The sequence below is a fragment of the Buttiauxella sp. B2 genome (genome assembly GCF_006376615.1).
Lineage (GTDB): Bacteria > Pseudomonadota > Gammaproteobacteria > Enterobacterales > Enterobacteriaceae > Buttiauxella.
The window spans coordinates 175,920-190,641 of record NZ_VEXQ01000007.1 but is presented as its reverse complement, the minus strand read 5'-3'; the positions used below and the strand labels follow the sequence as shown (position 1 = coordinate 190,641).

The window sequence follows — 14,722 nt, the reverse complement described above, 5'->3', positions numbered from 1 at the left end:
TGTAGATAATATTAAAGGTGACCAGGGACTCAACGTTTCCGGCTGTTGGTTTTAAACCGGTAGGCACGTAATCAATAGTCAGTGGAATAGTGTTGAACCCGCTCTTTAACACTATAGCGGAAGAGTCATTGGGGATGATTTTTTCACCATCCGGGCCATAGAGTTGCAGGCCAACATGCTCAGCGGCGCCAGTGGTGGCGCTATTAACTAGTACGGATTTAAACGTTGCATCTGTCTGGCCATTAAAGCTCACCTGCACATTGGTATATACCGAGGTATTACAGTCATTGAGAATAATATGGAACAGTTTAACCTGCCCCGCAGGCTCTCCTGGTGTAGTCAGATAGCGAGTTTCAACCTGTTGCAGGATGACCATTCGGCCATTATCTTCCACCCCCTGCACAGCACAAGGGCCATCGGTTAACGACCCCTGAAAATGTATATTCCCACCATTTTGCACAATAGCACTTTGCGCGGTTGCATAACCCGATATAATACTTCCCGCCAGGGCGGCAAAGACCATGACCGCTAATTTCTTTTTCATTAAATATAACTCAACTAAAATAAATATTGTTCCGGCAGGGTTATTCCTGCCTTATAAAATAATAGATTTTATATATTTAATGGTCGAGTGTTTAAAACTATAATTTTATTTATTGGTAGGTGATATTTAACACGGCGGTAGCATTTGCCTGGCCCGCAGTGACTTTATCTTTCGTTTGAATATAACGGGCGGTGATTGGGAAAGTTTCTTGCCCACCGGCGGATTGTTTCAAATTAAGCATTTCATTTATTTTTATCGGTGCATTATTGTATAACAGTTGCACCCCAACCCCCGATGCAACCGAACCCGCGCCGTTTACCGCCAGAATACTATTGTCCGACGAATCAGGGCTTTGGGTGCCATTAAGGGTGACATTTATATTGGCATTTGCATCACAATCTAAACCGAGGTTCTGGGTACTTTGCTGCTGAGACGTAGTCCCTATAGCGGTAAACTGGTCGGCGGGAACATTGCCAATCGGGAACGTCATTTGGTTGCCAGAGGTAATAGAGCAGGCAAGGCTTGTTATCGTTGGGCTACCGGTTAAATTTAACCTAAAGACTAAAGCATCACTGGGGGATGCTGTGTTAGTTGTTACTTGACCTATTTCAGCATTATTCAGAGTGCCGGTAGTTATAGGGCCAGTTTTAACAAAAAAAACTTGAGCAACAGCTAGGTAAGTATTAATACTTCCGTCAGGGGGGCCATCGACCTCATTGGTCGAAGCGGGGTTTTCAAGATAGTTATATGCCATAGAACCAGTGGTTGTTGCAACAAATACTTTTAAACCTACTCCCGGAACATTAGTATTATACACGCTGTCCTGGGAGGACCTCACCCCACCATTATATTCCATTAAAAAATTCTGAATGCATGAACCACCGCTAGTCTTTAAAGTAATACCAGATAGAGAAATATCTTTTTCCACAATAACTGAGCCAACTGCCAGGTCCCGCTGTACGGTAATATTTCCTGGGTTGGCATCAATGGATTGGTTTCCATTATCGACTACACAAGCAAAACTTGCGTTGGAAATAAAAAAAAGAACCAAGATAAATAATCTGATCATAAAACTCACCGAATAAAATCACGTTGAAATGATTTTCTCATCATTATGCTGAGGCTTTCAAACCAATCATTCTCTAATTATAAATATAAAAAAATAATTTCTATGGGTGTGAGTTTTCCCGGCGCATAAATTTAAGCGCATCTTGTTGAAGCTTAATTAAATCGTCGTCAGGATTTAACAGCAGCCATTGTTGATTCCCGGCTAAAAAAGCCTCCAGCTCTGCCCGCTGGCCATTCTGGTTAAAACGCACCAGTTGCAACATTGCCATCTCGTGCTGCCAGCGGTAGCGCATCAGCCAGGGGACATCCAGGCGGGTTATGCTTTCGGGGTCTTCTAACTGGCTGGCTTCGAAGCGGTCAAGCATTCTGCCAACATAAATACAGTGTATGGATAAAGCAAAGCCGTAAATCGCCAGGCCCGAGACGATGAGCTGCACACAGCTTAAAGGCCCTGGTGTTGATAGCTGTTTAACGCGCTTACCGCTGTCTGCTATGCGCATTAGCATCAGTAGCAGCATAAAGTGTGGCACTGAAAAATAAAGCGGGTACTCAACCTGAGTATGCAGCAGCACAGGCAACGTCATAACCAGGGCAACAACTGACCAAAGGTGACGCCGTTTGCGGATAATTAACGTAAGCCAGCCGGCAAAACAACAGATGCCACCCAGCAGTGCTGAAACACCGCCCTCAAACCACAGATAGAGCACCTCGTTATGCGGATGCCCCATGATTTCATGGCTGGGATTCACCGGGAGGCTGTTCATATAGCGGAAAAATTCCCCCTGATACGTGCCCAGCCCCCAGCCACGCCACGGATGTTGCAGGATCATTTGCAGGGTGTTTTTCAGTACAAGCCAGCGCTGAACGTTGGAGCCATCATGAGCTTCCAGGGCGTTAGTAACAGACCGGTTCAGTAAAACAATCCCAAGAACCACACCGAGTAATGGCACGATTATCACCAGCCAGCGTTGTAGCAAAGAGCTTTGCTGACGCCAGCTCACAGAGTTAGCCAGCAAGCTGGCCGCTACAATCACCACCGCCCCCCCTATCCAGCCGATACGGGATTGTGTCAGTAACAGCGTGGCGGTGACGATAATGGTGCCGCTGCATAACAGCCACGTACGCAGAAGGTTAAGCCGGCTAAATGCCAGCAGCGCCAGCATGGCCATTAAGCCGGTTGCCAGGAAAGAGGCATTAACGTTGCGCTGCTCAAATATCCCAAAGCCACTGGGACCGTACTTTTCGGCTAACTGCCGTAATGTGCCAGGCAACGAGCCAGGCAACCAGATACATGTGAGTGTGATGCCAGACAGGATAACGGTAGCAATGGCTAGCAGAACCAACAGTTGTACTTTCGAACGAGGGGTAAAGCGCACCTGTAGCAGAGCAAAATAGAAAACGACACCACCCCATAGGCCCGTCAACCGGGGTAGTGAGGCGCGCAGGCCGTCATGGTTTGCTGACCATAACGCGGGTAGCGTCATTAACAATGCCCCGCCTGCCAGCCATAATGCGGTTCGCGAACAACGGCATTCTTTTAACAGCAGTGCTACGGGTACAACCATCAGGCACATTACGGCCCAGCACACCAGGTTGTATGGCAATGTGAAGCCGTAACCACCGTTATTTAACCAGGGGATTTCGAGGATGACTATCCAGTAGATTCCAGAAAGAAAAACCAGCCACTGTAGGGCACTGGCTGGACGTGGGAATTTAAACCGGGCGGGCAGTGTTAAAGCATGTTCACGCATAGTTCACAACGAATGTTGCCGTTGCGGTTGCATCCCCGGAGGCCACATTGCTTTGTGTTGCCATATAACGGGCGAAAAACTGCAATGTGGCTGAACTTTGGCCGTTCAGGTCATATTGGGTGCTCGCTTGCCCTAATGGCAACAGAGTCTGGGATTTGTCATAAATGGCGACGCCTAACCCGCTTGCTGTATTTGCCCCCGCATCAACCGCTAACAAATTCGGGTTTGTCACGTCCGGGTTGCCGGAAAATGTCACCGTGGTGTTACTGACTGAGGAACTGCATTTTTCCAGGCTGATGGTAAAAGGCTGTACCGGAGACATATCTCCGGCTTTCTGAAACTGATTGGCCGCGACATTACCCAGTTTAACGTCCTGCGATTGCAGCGATACGATACAGGTATTGTCGACGATGGTACCGCCAATATTAATAGCAACGTCATCAGCGTGGGCGCTATTAATTAAACAGACGCAATATAATGCTGAGGCAATTAAGTAAGTTATTTTCATCAATTCTTCCTGCCTTAACGGCAAATTACGGTAACTTTGGCAATCGGACTTTTTTCTGCATCTTTTGGCAGTTGGTAATTTGCCGAGCAGGTCTGGCTTGCTTCGTTACCCCACTGGACTTTCAGCACCCCTTTCTCTGCCAGACCGGAGAGGTAAACCTGCCCGTCGTCCGCCACAATGCTCGCAGCACCTTCATCGTCACGTGATACCGTGGCGCCGAATGGAACAGGTTCATTGTTGTGCAACAGAGTTATCAATGCGCGAATACCCGCATGGGCCATAAACTTGGCCCGTACGACCGCACCTTTAGTCGGTACGACGTCCACTACAGCATTCTCAAGATCAACCTGGTCACCCAAGGACGTGGTATCAAGCGCCAGACGGTTTTTACGGTAGTTAGTGGCAAACGGCACCACGGCATAGCCACGCCAGTCTGTTTTCACGCCAGTGGTGTTATCAACTTTTACGTTATCGGCACCTGGTGCTTCAATCAGCACGTTGGTTTCCCCTAACGGCTGGCTCAGCGTGACACCATGGCTGTGTGCTATCACGCCACCTGACACACCATAGGTAACTTGCTGGTAATCGCCGTTGTCGCTGTAGCTATAACCCACGTTGGCATTACCGTAACCGCCTTGGTAGGCAAGGCTGGCGTTACCGCTATTGCCCGCGCCCTGGTTTGCATAACCTTCCTGCACGCTGTAGCTCAGGTTGTGGTCTTGTAGCAGCGTGCCGCTCACACCTGCGTTCTGGGTTACGCTGCCATGGTTATCTTTGCTGGCGCTGTAAGTTGCAAATGCATCATTACCTGTACTGTCTGTCCCCGAGTTCGGCGATAACCATTTACTGAGCGGGAGTGAGATATTCAAAGCAACCGAGCGGTCTGCCTCCGGTTGGCCGGAAGAGAGACTGTAGCTGTAGCTCAGGCCAATGTTGACGTCATGCCAGGTGGTGTTGTAACCAAACTGTACCAGTGTGTCTTTATCGTCGGTATGCCAGTACGACTGCTGGCTGCCGCTGAGATAAACAGAACCATAATTACCTAACGGCTGCGAGATATTGACCTGAATTTTGCCGCGTTTGGTGTAGTACAGGTTGTAATAGTCATACCAACTCGGATGATCGTTATTAATGTCATTATCGGTATTGTTCGGATCGCTGTTGTAGCCATCCATGTGTTTATAAGTCGTGTCCGCCAGCGTGTAGTAGCCAGAGGTGGAATAACGGTATCCCAGTAGCTGGAAGTTGGTGCCCAAATCGTTAAGCGACTTGGCATACAGCAAGCGCAGGGATTGCCCGGTGTGATTGGTATCATCGGCCAGGGTACTTTGTGCGCTGGTGATATCAGCAGAAACGGCCCCAAAATCGCCCATATTGAAGCCAAGACCTAACGCCAGTGATTTGTAATCACTGGTAAACTGGGTACCACCATAGGCGGTCACACCGTGCGAAAGGCCCCAAATGAGCGTGCCCTGGCCAAAGGCCACGTCATCTTGTTGATCGTTACTGGTGCGGTACTTACCTGCGGTGAAGGCGTATTTGACACGGCCTTCACGTTGCAGCATCGGTACAGCTGAATATGGCACGGTGTAATTGGTCAGTGAACCATCGGCCTCTTTTATCTCAACGGCAAGGTCACCGCTGGAAGAGGTCGGGAAAAGATCGTCGATGGCAAAAGCACCGGCTGAAACGTTGGTCTGATAAACCACATAGCCATTTTGTTTGATGGTGACCTGAGCGTTGCTTTTGGCAATACCGCGTACCGTAGGGGCAAAGCCTCTCAAGCTGTCCGGCAACATGTTGTCATCGGATGCCAGTTGCACCCCGCGAAACCCCATACTGTCAAAAACATCACCAGAAGTGTTGCTGTCACCAGCGACCAATTCCGCCTTCATAGGAATGATGGTGCGCTCAATATAGCTGTTAACATTCTGCCACTGGCTGGTCGTTGTACCATTGCTGCTGGTACTGCGGTTAAACGTTGAATAATCGCGATAGCGCCATGGCCCCACGTTAATCCCACTGTTCAGACCTAAAAAGTGGCTGCTGCTTTTACCGTTGGTACGATCGCTACTGTTAGAACCGCTGAAGGTGTAATTCAACAGCAATGCGTTGATCCCCTGGTCCCACTTTTCTGGTGGAATATAGCCACGCGCGGTATTGCGGGTAAACGCCTGTGGAACGTTAATATCCAGACGAAGCTGAGAGAAGTCGAAGCTGGCTTTTGCGCCTTCGATTAACGACGCGATATCGACACAACTTCCCTCAGCCGACTGTTTTTTCTCTTCAGGGATTGCAATGTCAATCCCCATATCGGCCAGTTTTTTGGCCGACAGGCAGGCAACAAGCCCTGTGTCATCCACAGGATATTTGCCGTCTGGGTCAACTTCTTTATGCGATTTGAATTCAATATCCTGGCTGGTCACCAGGTCGTTATTCAAATAAACATCAACACGATAAGTACCTGGAGCCTGGCCGTTACGCTCAAAGCTGGAAAGATCCGCTGTTTGACCTGTGCCGTTTGATAAAAAGGCTGGGTTGAAATAGCTCTCTGCGGCAGCCTGTCCGGTAAACAGACTCGTACAAATAAAAAATGCCAGCGGAGATAATTTCCAGAATATTTTCCGAGAGTTCGATAATTTGCCAGGGATACTCATCACGTCGCTTTACCTTCTGATTAGCTCTTACAGGATTGCGCCGTTGTCATAGCACCAAAATCATTCATCGTCTGGAATGCAACCGCCCCGGCAGCCGCTTTCACTGTGACACTGTCTTTTGGTGGCACCATGGTATTTGGAAGCTTTTGACCGCCAGCAGTAAAGTTCACCAGGGTCACGAAATAAGGTGATGGGTTAGTGACTTGCAGAGTTGAACCGTTCATTTTGCAATGCAACATGCCTGGTGCTTCAGACGATTTCACACTCAGATTGGCAGGGCGCATAAACATCTTAATGGTGCTTTGTGTCGCTATCTGCAGGGCATTTTGCTGGGCTGTATTACTTTCTGCTGATGGAATAGCTTTGCTGTTCAAATAAAACAGCGTCTCTTTATCGGCTGTTAATTGCGGGCCGGTATACATAATACGCAGCACATTATCTTTTGTTGGTTTCAATAAAAATAACGGAGGGGTAATGACAAAATCATTATCCTTTTTACCATCAGGAGTAGATACCCATGACTGAATTAAATAGCCATCCTGTTTGTCTGTATTAGAAATATTCATTTCTACTTGTTTATTTCCCTGCGGATAAATTAGACGAGTAGAACCTAAAGCGACGCCTCCTGCGTGTGCAAAGTTGCTCGTTCCCAGAGCCATCATGGCTGTTAATGCGCAAATAGCGACGGCTGATTTACGCTTTGCAAACAGCGGGGTGGTATTAAATTTCATTTTCTGGTTTCCGAATGATTAAGCATGACTGGCATGCAATTAGTGATACTGCTGAGGTATTAAGTGTTACTGATATAAAACAGTGAAATTCACTGAAGCAGTGGCGACACCAGGTTGAACATTTTCGCCGACAGCACGATATTTAGCGGTGTAGAACAGTGCATTGCTCCCTTCTTGTAAGGGGAGCCATGTTTCTGGCGCACTGTTTGGCGCCAGAAGTTTGTCCTGGCTGTCGAATATTCCGATGCCAACATCTGTTGCTGAGTTACTCATTCCATCTATTTTGAATACCTGGGGGTCCTGTGCATCAGGCGTACCAGTGAAAGCCACACTTGCTGTATTACGCACTGTAGGATCACAATCTGTCAGCCAGACACGAAAATTAGTTGCACCTGCCCAGGTACCAGGCTCAGTGAGCATATTGCTTTTGATTTGCCCCATGACCACAACCTGATGTAATGAACGCAACTCAATACTGCACGGGGTATTGACCAGGTTTCCAGAAAAGAGCAGCGAGCCACCATCAGTATTCAGCGAGGTTGCTGCATAACTTTGCTGGGCACTCAGAAGCAGCAAAATACCAAGACGAATGATGCTTTTATTCATAATGAATAACCTCAGTCCAGGAGGGGGAAACCCCTTTGCATTAACGGCAAAGGGGTTTCAGGCAGAATTAAGAATATGTAATCTGCAACGTTGAGGTTCCTTGTACAGCGCCAGCAGTAGCAGCGGCGGCTGTAGCAATATAATCAACGGTGAATGGAATTTTGTTTGTGCCATCAATCAGTGTGTATGCTGATGATGCATCACCCAGATTCAATACTGCGCCATCCGGGCCGTACAGCTGCAAGGCTACGTTAGTTGCCGCACCGCTGGTCGCTTCATTTTTCATTGCAGTTGCAACATCAGCGTCAGGTGTTCCGTTGAATGTAATAGAGGCATTGGTGTAGGTAGATGTATCGCAATCTTCCAGGTCAACAGTAAAGGCAGTCGGTTGGCCTGAAGCCTGACCTGCGGTGTCCAGGTGTGAGGTTTTAACCTGCTTCATGATGACAACGTGGTCTTTCAAAGCCATGCTGATGACGCAAGGTGCATCCGTTACTGAACCCACGAAGCGAATGGTGCCACCGTTAACGGTCATTGAACTCGCCGCGGCAAATGCAGAAGAAGAGGTGATGCCGGCAAGAGCAGCAACAGCGAAAACAGCTAACAGAGTCTTTTTCATATTTAATCCTGATAAAAATAATATTTGATTTAAGAAGTGCAATTGGTGCACTGGGTTGACGTCGCTATAATTCGCTTTTCGTAAAAAAATCTCAAACAATACATGTTCTATTTTTAGATATATTCTTGAAATAACCACAGGCGAATTTCATTTGAATTTATTATTTAATATCTAAAAATAGATATACAAAAATAATATAAAAAAGGTGACTGCTTTTTAATGTGAAGATAAATTAATTACAACTGTAAAGGATGCATAACTTCTTCTCGTAGGGAATGCGATTAATACTTTTGGAGTACATTTTGAAAAAATCATCTGGTTTTATCGTCGCGGCCTTGTTGGCAACCTTTAGTTATAATGCCTGCGCGACGTTGGTCGTGGGTGGTACTCGTCTTCTTTATGATGGCAGCAAAAAAGAAGGCTCTATCAGTGTACGTAACCCCGATAACACCCCATATCTGGTGCAAACTACGCTCGACAACCTGGATGGCTCCACTAAAAAGCCTCCGTTTGTGATTACTCCTCCTCTTTATCGTCTTGATGGAAATAAAGAAAACATAATGCGAGTCATTATGACCGATGCTCTCCCGCAGGATAAAGAGTCGATGTACTGGATGCATGTGAAGGGTATTCCGTCTTCACCTAGTGATAAAAACACTCTGCAAATAGCTGTGGAAACTACTATCAAGCTCATTTATCGCCCTGCGTCGATGAAAGGTACCGACGTTGAGAAAGAGGGCAGTAAATTGAGTTTCCATGCAGCAGGAAATACCCTACAGGTAACGAATAAGGCACCCTGTTTCATCAATTTTAACGAGATAACCGTCGATGGGAAAAAACTGGCCGCTGTCTCTTATGTAGCACCTGGCAGTACCGCAAGCTTCGCACTACCTGCTGGGGTCACCGGGGGGGCTGTGCAATACACCATTATCAGCGACGTTGGAGCTGTGGGGCCTGATCACTCTGCCTCTATTTAAGGGTCGTTGTGGTTCGGTAGCACCCGGCACGATTAATTCGGTTATAATCATGCCATTCGTTTAAAATTAATTATGCATTATATGAGCCTCGTAACGGCGGGGTTCACTGATTTAAAAACGCAACCAACGCTTTAATTTTATCCCCTCATATAGCATAAAACCATTCAAACGGAAGAAACTAAATGTGTAGAGCGCTTCGGAAAAATAACGTTGTAAATTAACACTTCTGGCAAGACTCTGATAAAATGTAAGCATCTCGTTTCCGGCGGATCAACCATGAAACCCGAAGAATATTTTCACAGTTTGTTTAAAAGCATCTCTGATCCCTCCAGAATTAAGGATGGCAGAGAGCGGCAAATTATTTCACTTGTACAGTATGCTGAGCCCATGAGTATTCTCCTTCATGAAGGTACGATTGCATTGTATCGTGGGCAAGATCATCTTTTATTATCAAATGCCAAGGCTCCTTTTATTATCGGACTAAATCTCCTTTTCCCTGATAATGGTGATGTTTACATTCAGGCACGCGACGCTATACGTTACGAGATTATCCCTAGAAATGCGGTTGAAGAGATCATCAGGAAAGAAAATCTCTGGGAGCAACTGGCCTATATTTTCATGTACAACACAAAGAACTTCATTAAACATAATTTCGCCACCACCGGTGTTTCGACCTACGATCTTATTCGCAACAATCTGCTGGCATTAATGAATGAGAGTGATGAATTACGCAGCAAAACTAATGCCTGCGACTATATACATGAACGCACATTGCTATCCCGCAGCGGCATTATGAAAATACTAAGTGATCTAAGAAAAGGTGGCCATATTGATATCAGTCGCGGCGTGCTTTTAAGTATTAACACATTGCCAGCCAAATACTGATATAAACTATATTTTTAGAATGCAAATTTCTTGTGGACAATTACAATATACGTAAAATAATCCTATTATGATCAGTGGGATATATTTTATGAAATTGTCGGAAAAACCAATTAAAAGCGTGCTTCAACTCCATGAGGCACTCTCCTGCCCGAAGCGTATTGTCTCTATCCGACCTGGAAATGTTGTTTCATTTAACAGCCTGGCTATACCAGACTGTTATTTTATTCATTCAGGATCGGCAAACCTTCGTCGTGCTGAAGATCGTAAAATTATCTGCAACATCATTTCCCCGGCGATAATTTGTCTAAATGATATTATTGACCTGACAAGTGAAGTATATATTGAAGCTATAACACCTCTTGATTTCGAGGTTCTTCCTTACTCTGAGTTTATAGGAAATATCGAACGGTTGAATCTCTGGCATCCGCTCAATAATATTTTAATGTACTCACTGGCTAAATTGTTTTATTTAACTCATCACCTGGTAGTCAAAAATACAAAGCAAGTCATTTGCTGGCATTTGCTGACCCTGTTCAATGAACCCGACACGATTAAAAACAGTACAACTGTTTACGATTATATCCAGCAACGAACGCATATTTCGCGGAGTGATATTATAAAATACCTCTCTGAATTTCGCAGGAAAAGCATGATAAAAATGGATGATGATTATCTAACCTCCGTCGCTGGTTTGAAAAAAATTAACTAAAATATCCATGCGATACTTTCACAGTATTCTGAATTAAATTTTTAGCCGTTAGTGGCAAGCGCCATCCATGCGAAATTCGCCGGACCATAATGGGTAGTGACGGAATGCCTGATGAACGGCAGGGCGATTTTCTGATTGTCCTGCGTCGCTGGTATCAGTGCAGTTAGTTAATTGTGCTCCTTAAGTTCTTCATTATTATAGCGAAAAACAGACAAGTAGTCAGCTCGCAATATGCAGTTCTGTTCACCATGCCGAATATTTATAAGGAACTTCATTAAATCTTTGGTATTTTTTAAATTAAAGTTATCCATTATACGGCGTTTATGTGAGCTGACCGTTTTATTACTTATCCCTAATTCTTGAGCAATCTGTTGGATTCCCTCACCGTTGCAGATTCGCTCGGTGATGATGTACTGTTGCCTGGATAATGTTCGCCTCCGGCACAAGTGGCATTGCAGTTCGTTAAGTGAATTAGTGAGCTTTCGGGCCACTTTTAGCGCACAAATAATTTTACTCATAATCTGTTGTACTGATTGTTCAGTATTCAAAAATAGTGCACCAGAAAAGCATTTTGGTAGATACCCCTGAGCTCTGCTTCCCCCTGAATTATGGAACCCGATAACCAGACAATTTTTCTTTCTGTTGACCAGTTCCGGATAGCAAAGATAACTTTCCCCAGGGCCAAACAGAATAACAATAACATCAAGACAGGGGATCACGTTCACATCTGAGTTATCGTGAAAAACAGGTGAGCGACAAAAATAAAATTTTAAAATATGTGAAAAAACAGACTCCAATCCGTGGCGAAAAAAATTATCCTGCCCTGTAATTAATATATTAAACATAAGATACCAAGTTTGCTGAGGTGACAAAGAACCACTGATCGATAAAAAGGTTTACCTTCCATAACAGTGCTGGTTTAAATGTAGATATTTGGTACGCGCTGATATTTAAAGTTATTAATAAATGATTTAAAACTAACCATATTTTTTCCAATGTTTTATATTTTGAATGTGGGTGTACATTTCTACAATGAATATCTGGTCTAAAATTAGATCCCGAATGATGTTGTATGTAAGAATCCTGGTTCCGATGCGTGCTTTCTTTAAATATTAAACTGAATGGTTTTCGTTATTTATTATTTATGGCAGGAATGTGAACGTTTTCAATAAAAAGACAAGCTGGCTAAGTTTATTGAAGGTTTTGCGCTTCCTACAAAAACTTCCCATCCTCTTTACGAGTGGGGAGTGAGTCTCATCTGACCCGTAAAGTGCGGGAGGGAACGTAATATTACATTGATTAATGAACTTTATATCATCAGAGGAATGATAGATTACCCACCAATGAACACATATGAAGTCTGGATACATGAGCATTTTTTTACTTCATATCAGACCATAAAAACTGTTTGGGAATTTGCTAGATTTTAGTGGCAATAACTCAAGCGGCTTGCCAGCGCAATACTGACTATTTATCAAGGGCATGACGGATTCGCTCGACGAAAACAGAGATGTTCTCTGTTGCCAGAAAATATTTCGGGTAATCGTCATAGTAAACGCCATCACACACCGCACCAGAATGATAGGTAAATGGGTTGCGGCTGGCTCTCATATTGATGTGGTGCAGGCGCGCTACACTCATTAATAAATAGGAATATGACCTGAACTTAGCTAGGGCATTTTTCGCTATAATATCTGCACTAATTACTTATGAAGTTTCCGTAGCTGGCATTGCACCCCTTAGAGGTTAATGCTGCTTTTATCCAAAATATAAACGGAAGGAGACCAGGGTTTTCTTAGGGAAAGTCAGATGATTAAAGAACTTATCGAGTTCACTGTACGCAATTCCCCTGACCAACGTTATGCCGTAATCAGTCGCTATCTTTCAATAACTGCCTCCGCAGAATCTGAATTTCTTGATGCTCATAATTTGATTGAATATGCTGTTAGGCATAGCGAATTGTATTGTCAGTTGGGTTGTGTGCATGATGTGGGAGGAAGCATTATAATTATCAGTTTCAAAGAATCTTTTATAACGGTAATGGTAGTTTAATATCCCAAATAATTTAGCCATTCACATTACTGAATGGCATGAGCAACATGGGTTAGTTGACCAATCTGTGTGAAAATGGAGTGTTTCACCAGAAGTTATGTTTCTCATTTGTTCGAGCACAATAAAAAAGAGGAAGATCATCTTCAACGATCACAAACCCCGCATATCCTTGAGTGACTAATCTAAGATTCAGCCCCCTTCCTTTATATCGGAAAAAATCGGGTATATTTTGGGTTAAACTATTAGCCAGCTCTGATTCATCACTCGTTCCCTCAGATACCATTAAGACCTCGTTCTTTTCAAGCCAGTATTTAAATCGTACGCTTCTGTTAACATCTTGTTCTGGTTTGTTAGCCACTATCTGTTTGCTGACGCCATAATATTCGCCATCTCCATTATTGAAATGAAATTTCAATTTTGCGTTGATCACGCCATCTTTAGTGATTAGTGTTAAATCACCTTCACAAGAAAAATGATTATTTTGCCATGACTGAAACTCAAGCCACAATAGAGGTAGGCAAGAAAAAACCACAACGAGTATACCAAGTAGTATGAATTTTCTATTCTTCATTGCCCTTTCCTTTATAGACGTATGTTTCACACTGAACGCCCATTTTGCTAATTACACGATCGCATAATAGAATCGAGGCTAAATTTAGACCCTGGCTAGCAGTCATATAAGCTACTTCGCCCTGGCTACAATGCAACTGTTGTCTTTCCATTAACCCTGTAAAAATGGTTATGCTTTTTTTCGAGTTCGAAGAGTATGAGTATAATTCGCATTCTCCAACTTTACCTGAATGGCTGTAATTCGAAAAGAACGCAGTATTGCTATCTTGCTGCAGATAAATCGTGATAGCAGGAACAAAACAAGCCAGACAAGCAGCTATATAAATAAACGGTTTGATGATGTGAGCCAGTTTTTTTTCATGCCCAGGGAGTAAGGGTTTTTCAGCTACAGCGATAGTTTCTTTGTTTATTTCTTCGGTTGAAGTGGCAGTAGTGACTTCATTTTGTAACTCCTCCCTTACTTTCTCAATTTCTCTGATGTTTGCAATGCATTTAAATCCTACCTTAGGAACCGTTTTTATAATGTCTTCCAGGTGCCCGGCAGCTTTAAGCGCCTTACGGACAGAGGCAATGTTCTGATAAAGAGTACTGGCTGAAACGTAGGTTCCATTTTTTTCCCATACCTGCTCAAACAAAAACTGCTGGCTGACGACCTCATCTTGATGCAAAAGCAACTGACGCAAACATTCACTTGCTGGAATGTGGAGAGTGACCTCTATACCGGGTTGGTCGTAAGGCGACAGACTTTGCTCTTCGGGGTCAAAAACTACACTTTCGTTAATAATGTAATTTGTTTTCATAAATCAGTCGCTTACTCTGTTTTTCAGGAGGTATTAAGCTAATATTTCCAGAAATAATAGGTTAATTAAATGTTAATATAATCGGGAGAAAATCTGATTTAGATTTAAATTTCTATCCTATCAATTAGTTATGAATCATCACACCTTCATAATCATTTCATCATTAGCAATTTTTTATTTTTTTATTAAAAATCATTATGTTAGTTCTGAATTAGTATAAGTCACATAAGATCATTCCGCCATTT

At 44.0% G+C, this 14,722-nt stretch carries 15 protein-coding genes; 4 read left to right on the top strand and 11 right to left on the bottom strand.

The genetic code is table 11. The features are described from left to right. The 8 genes from FH968_RS10860 to FH968_RS10825 all read right to left on the bottom strand — a co-directional run. On the bottom strand, nucleotides 1-544 hold a 544-nt coding region (locus FH968_RS10860; protein ID WP_139879283.1), incomplete at its 3' end, for a fimbrial protein. A gap of 109 nt (nucleotides 545-653) precedes the next feature. Further along, nucleotides 654-1,613, bottom strand: a complete 960-nt coding sequence (locus tag FH968_RS10855; protein ID WP_139879281.1) for a fimbrial protein — start codon at nucleotides 1,611-1,613, stop codon at nucleotides 654-656. A 100-nt stretch (nucleotides 1,614-1,713) separates the two neighbouring features. After that, entirely contained in the window at nucleotides 1,714-3,363 is a 1,650-nt protein-coding gene (locus tag FH968_RS10850; RefSeq protein WP_139879279.1) for a PglL family O-oligosaccharyltransferase, read from the bottom strand. After that, nucleotides 3,356-3,871: a fimbrial protein gene (locus FH968_RS10845; RefSeq protein ID WP_139879277.1), complete on the bottom strand. Its 516-nt coding sequence runs from the start codon at nucleotides 3,869-3,871 to the stop codon at nucleotides 3,356-3,358. Before FH968_RS10845 ends, FH968_RS10850 begins: the two co-directional genes overlap by 8 nt. A gap of 14 nt (nucleotides 3,872-3,885) precedes the next feature. Then, entirely contained in the window at nucleotides 3,886-6,528 is a 2,643-nt protein-coding gene (locus tag FH968_RS10840) for a fimbrial biogenesis usher protein (protein ID WP_139879292.1), read from the bottom strand. 20 nt (nucleotides 6,529-6,548) lie between these two features. Beyond that, on the bottom strand, nucleotides 6,549-7,259 hold the full coding sequence (locus FH968_RS10835) for a fimbria/pilus periplasmic chaperone (protein ID WP_139879275.1): 711 nt from the start codon (nucleotides 7,257-7,259) through the stop codon (nucleotides 6,549-6,551). Nucleotides 7,260-7,325: 66 nt separating this feature from the next. Further along, nucleotides 7,326-7,865 carry a fimbrial protein gene (locus FH968_RS10830; RefSeq protein WP_139879273.1) on the bottom strand — a complete coding sequence of 180 codons (540 nt, stop codon included), beginning with the start codon at nucleotides 7,863-7,865 and terminating at the stop codon, nucleotides 7,326-7,328. 67 nt (nucleotides 7,866-7,932) lie between these two features. Then, nucleotides 7,933-8,484: a fimbrial protein gene (locus FH968_RS10825; RefSeq protein ID WP_139879271.1), complete on the bottom strand. Its 552-nt coding sequence runs from the start codon at nucleotides 8,482-8,484 to the stop codon at nucleotides 7,933-7,935. A 302-nt stretch (nucleotides 8,485-8,786) separates the two neighbouring features. On the opposite strand from FH968_RS10825, the gene FH968_RS10820 reads away from it, so the two are divergent. From FH968_RS10820 to FH968_RS10810, 3 genes are all read left to right on the top strand, one after another. Continuing rightward, nucleotides 8,787-9,461, top strand: a complete 675-nt coding sequence (locus FH968_RS10820) for a molecular chaperone (RefSeq protein ID WP_223271309.1) — start codon at nucleotides 8,787-8,789, stop codon at nucleotides 9,459-9,461. Nucleotides 9,462-9,737: 276 nt separating this feature from the next. Then, a complete protein-coding gene (locus tag FH968_RS10815) occupies nucleotides 9,738-10,346 on the top strand; it encodes a winged helix-turn-helix transcriptional regulator (RefSeq protein WP_139879267.1) in 609 nt (202 codons plus the stop codon). An 88-nt stretch (nucleotides 10,347-10,434) separates the two neighbouring features. Beyond that, the gene (locus FH968_RS10810) at nucleotides 10,435-11,055 is read left to right on the top strand and encodes a helix-turn-helix domain-containing protein (RefSeq protein WP_189389084.1); all 621 of its coding nucleotides are present in this window, start codon (nucleotides 10,435-10,437) and stop codon (nucleotides 11,053-11,055) included. Nucleotides 11,056-11,222: 167 nt separating this feature from the next. Here FH968_RS10810 and FH968_RS10805 read toward each other — a convergent pair whose 3' ends face one another. Then, nucleotides 11,223-11,900, bottom strand: coding sequence for a LuxR C-terminal-related transcriptional regulator (locus FH968_RS10805; protein WP_139879262.1), 678 nt, complete (start codon nucleotides 11,898-11,900; stop codon nucleotides 11,223-11,225). 964 nt (nucleotides 11,901-12,864) lie between these two features. Between FH968_RS10805 and FH968_RS10800 the strand changes: the two genes are divergently transcribed. Continuing rightward, nucleotides 12,865-13,107 (top strand): hypothetical protein, encoded by a 243-nt coding sequence (locus tag FH968_RS10800; protein WP_139879260.1) that lies wholly within the window; start codon nucleotides 12,865-12,867, stop codon nucleotides 13,105-13,107. An 85-nt stretch (nucleotides 13,108-13,192) separates the two neighbouring features. On the opposite strand, the gene FH968_RS10795 is transcribed toward FH968_RS10800, so the two are convergent. Together FH968_RS10795 and FH968_RS10790 are read right to left on the bottom strand one after the other, a co-directional pair. Then, a complete protein-coding gene (locus FH968_RS10795; RefSeq protein WP_139879258.1) occupies nucleotides 13,193-13,678 on the bottom strand; it encodes a hypothetical protein in 486 nt (161 codons plus the stop codon). After that, a complete protein-coding gene (locus FH968_RS10790) occupies nucleotides 13,668-14,477 on the bottom strand; it encodes a winged helix-turn-helix domain-containing protein (protein ID WP_139879256.1) in 810 nt (269 codons plus the stop codon). The genes FH968_RS10795 and FH968_RS10790 overlap by 11 nt, the downstream gene beginning before the upstream one ends. Nucleotides 14,478-14,722: the final 245 nt, after the last annotated feature.

Coding starts and splice junctions, on each gene's coding strand:
- FH968_RS10830 (WP_139879273.1), bottom strand. CDS start 7,865: ATGAATAAAAGCATCATTCGTCTTGGTATTTTGCTGCTTCTGAGTGCC.
- FH968_RS10845 (WP_139879277.1), bottom strand. CDS start 3,871: ATGAAAATAACTTACTTAATTGCCTCAGCATTATATTGCGTCTGTTTA.
- FH968_RS10825 (WP_139879271.1), bottom strand. CDS start 8,484: ATGAAAAAGACTCTGTTAGCTGTTTTCGCTGTTGCTGCTCTTGCCGGC.
- FH968_RS10790 (WP_139879256.1), bottom strand. CDS start 14,477: ATGAAAACAAATTACATTATTAACGAAAGTGTAGTTTTTGACCCCGAA.
- FH968_RS10810 (WP_189389084.1), top strand. CDS start 10,435: ATGAAATTGTCGGAAAAACCAATTAAAAGCGTGCTTCAACTCCATGAG.
- FH968_RS10815 (WP_139879267.1), top strand. CDS start 9,738: ATGAAACCCGAAGAATATTTTCACAGTTTGTTTAAAAGCATCTCTGAT.
- FH968_RS10800 (WP_139879260.1), top strand. CDS start 12,865: ATGATTAAAGAACTTATCGAGTTCACTGTACGCAATTCCCCTGACCAA.
- FH968_RS10805 (WP_139879262.1), bottom strand. CDS start 11,900: ATGTTTAATATATTAATTACAGGGCAGGATAATTTTTTTCGCCACGGA.
- FH968_RS10850 (WP_139879279.1), bottom strand. CDS start 3,363: ATGCGTGAACATGCTTTAACACTGCCCGCCCGGTTTAAATTCCCACGT.
- FH968_RS10835 (WP_139879275.1), bottom strand. CDS start 7,259: ATGAAATTTAATACCACCCCGCTGTTTGCAAAGCGTAAATCAGCCGTC.
- FH968_RS10840 (WP_139879292.1), bottom strand. CDS start 6,528: ATGAGTATCCCTGGCAAATTATCGAACTCTCGGAAAATATTCTGGAAA.
- FH968_RS10855 (WP_139879281.1), bottom strand. CDS start 1,613: ATGATCAGATTATTTATCTTGGTTCTTTTTTTTATTTCCAACGCAAGT.
- FH968_RS10795 (WP_139879258.1), bottom strand. CDS start 13,678: ATGAAGAATAGAAAATTCATACTACTTGGTATACTCGTTGTGGTTTTT.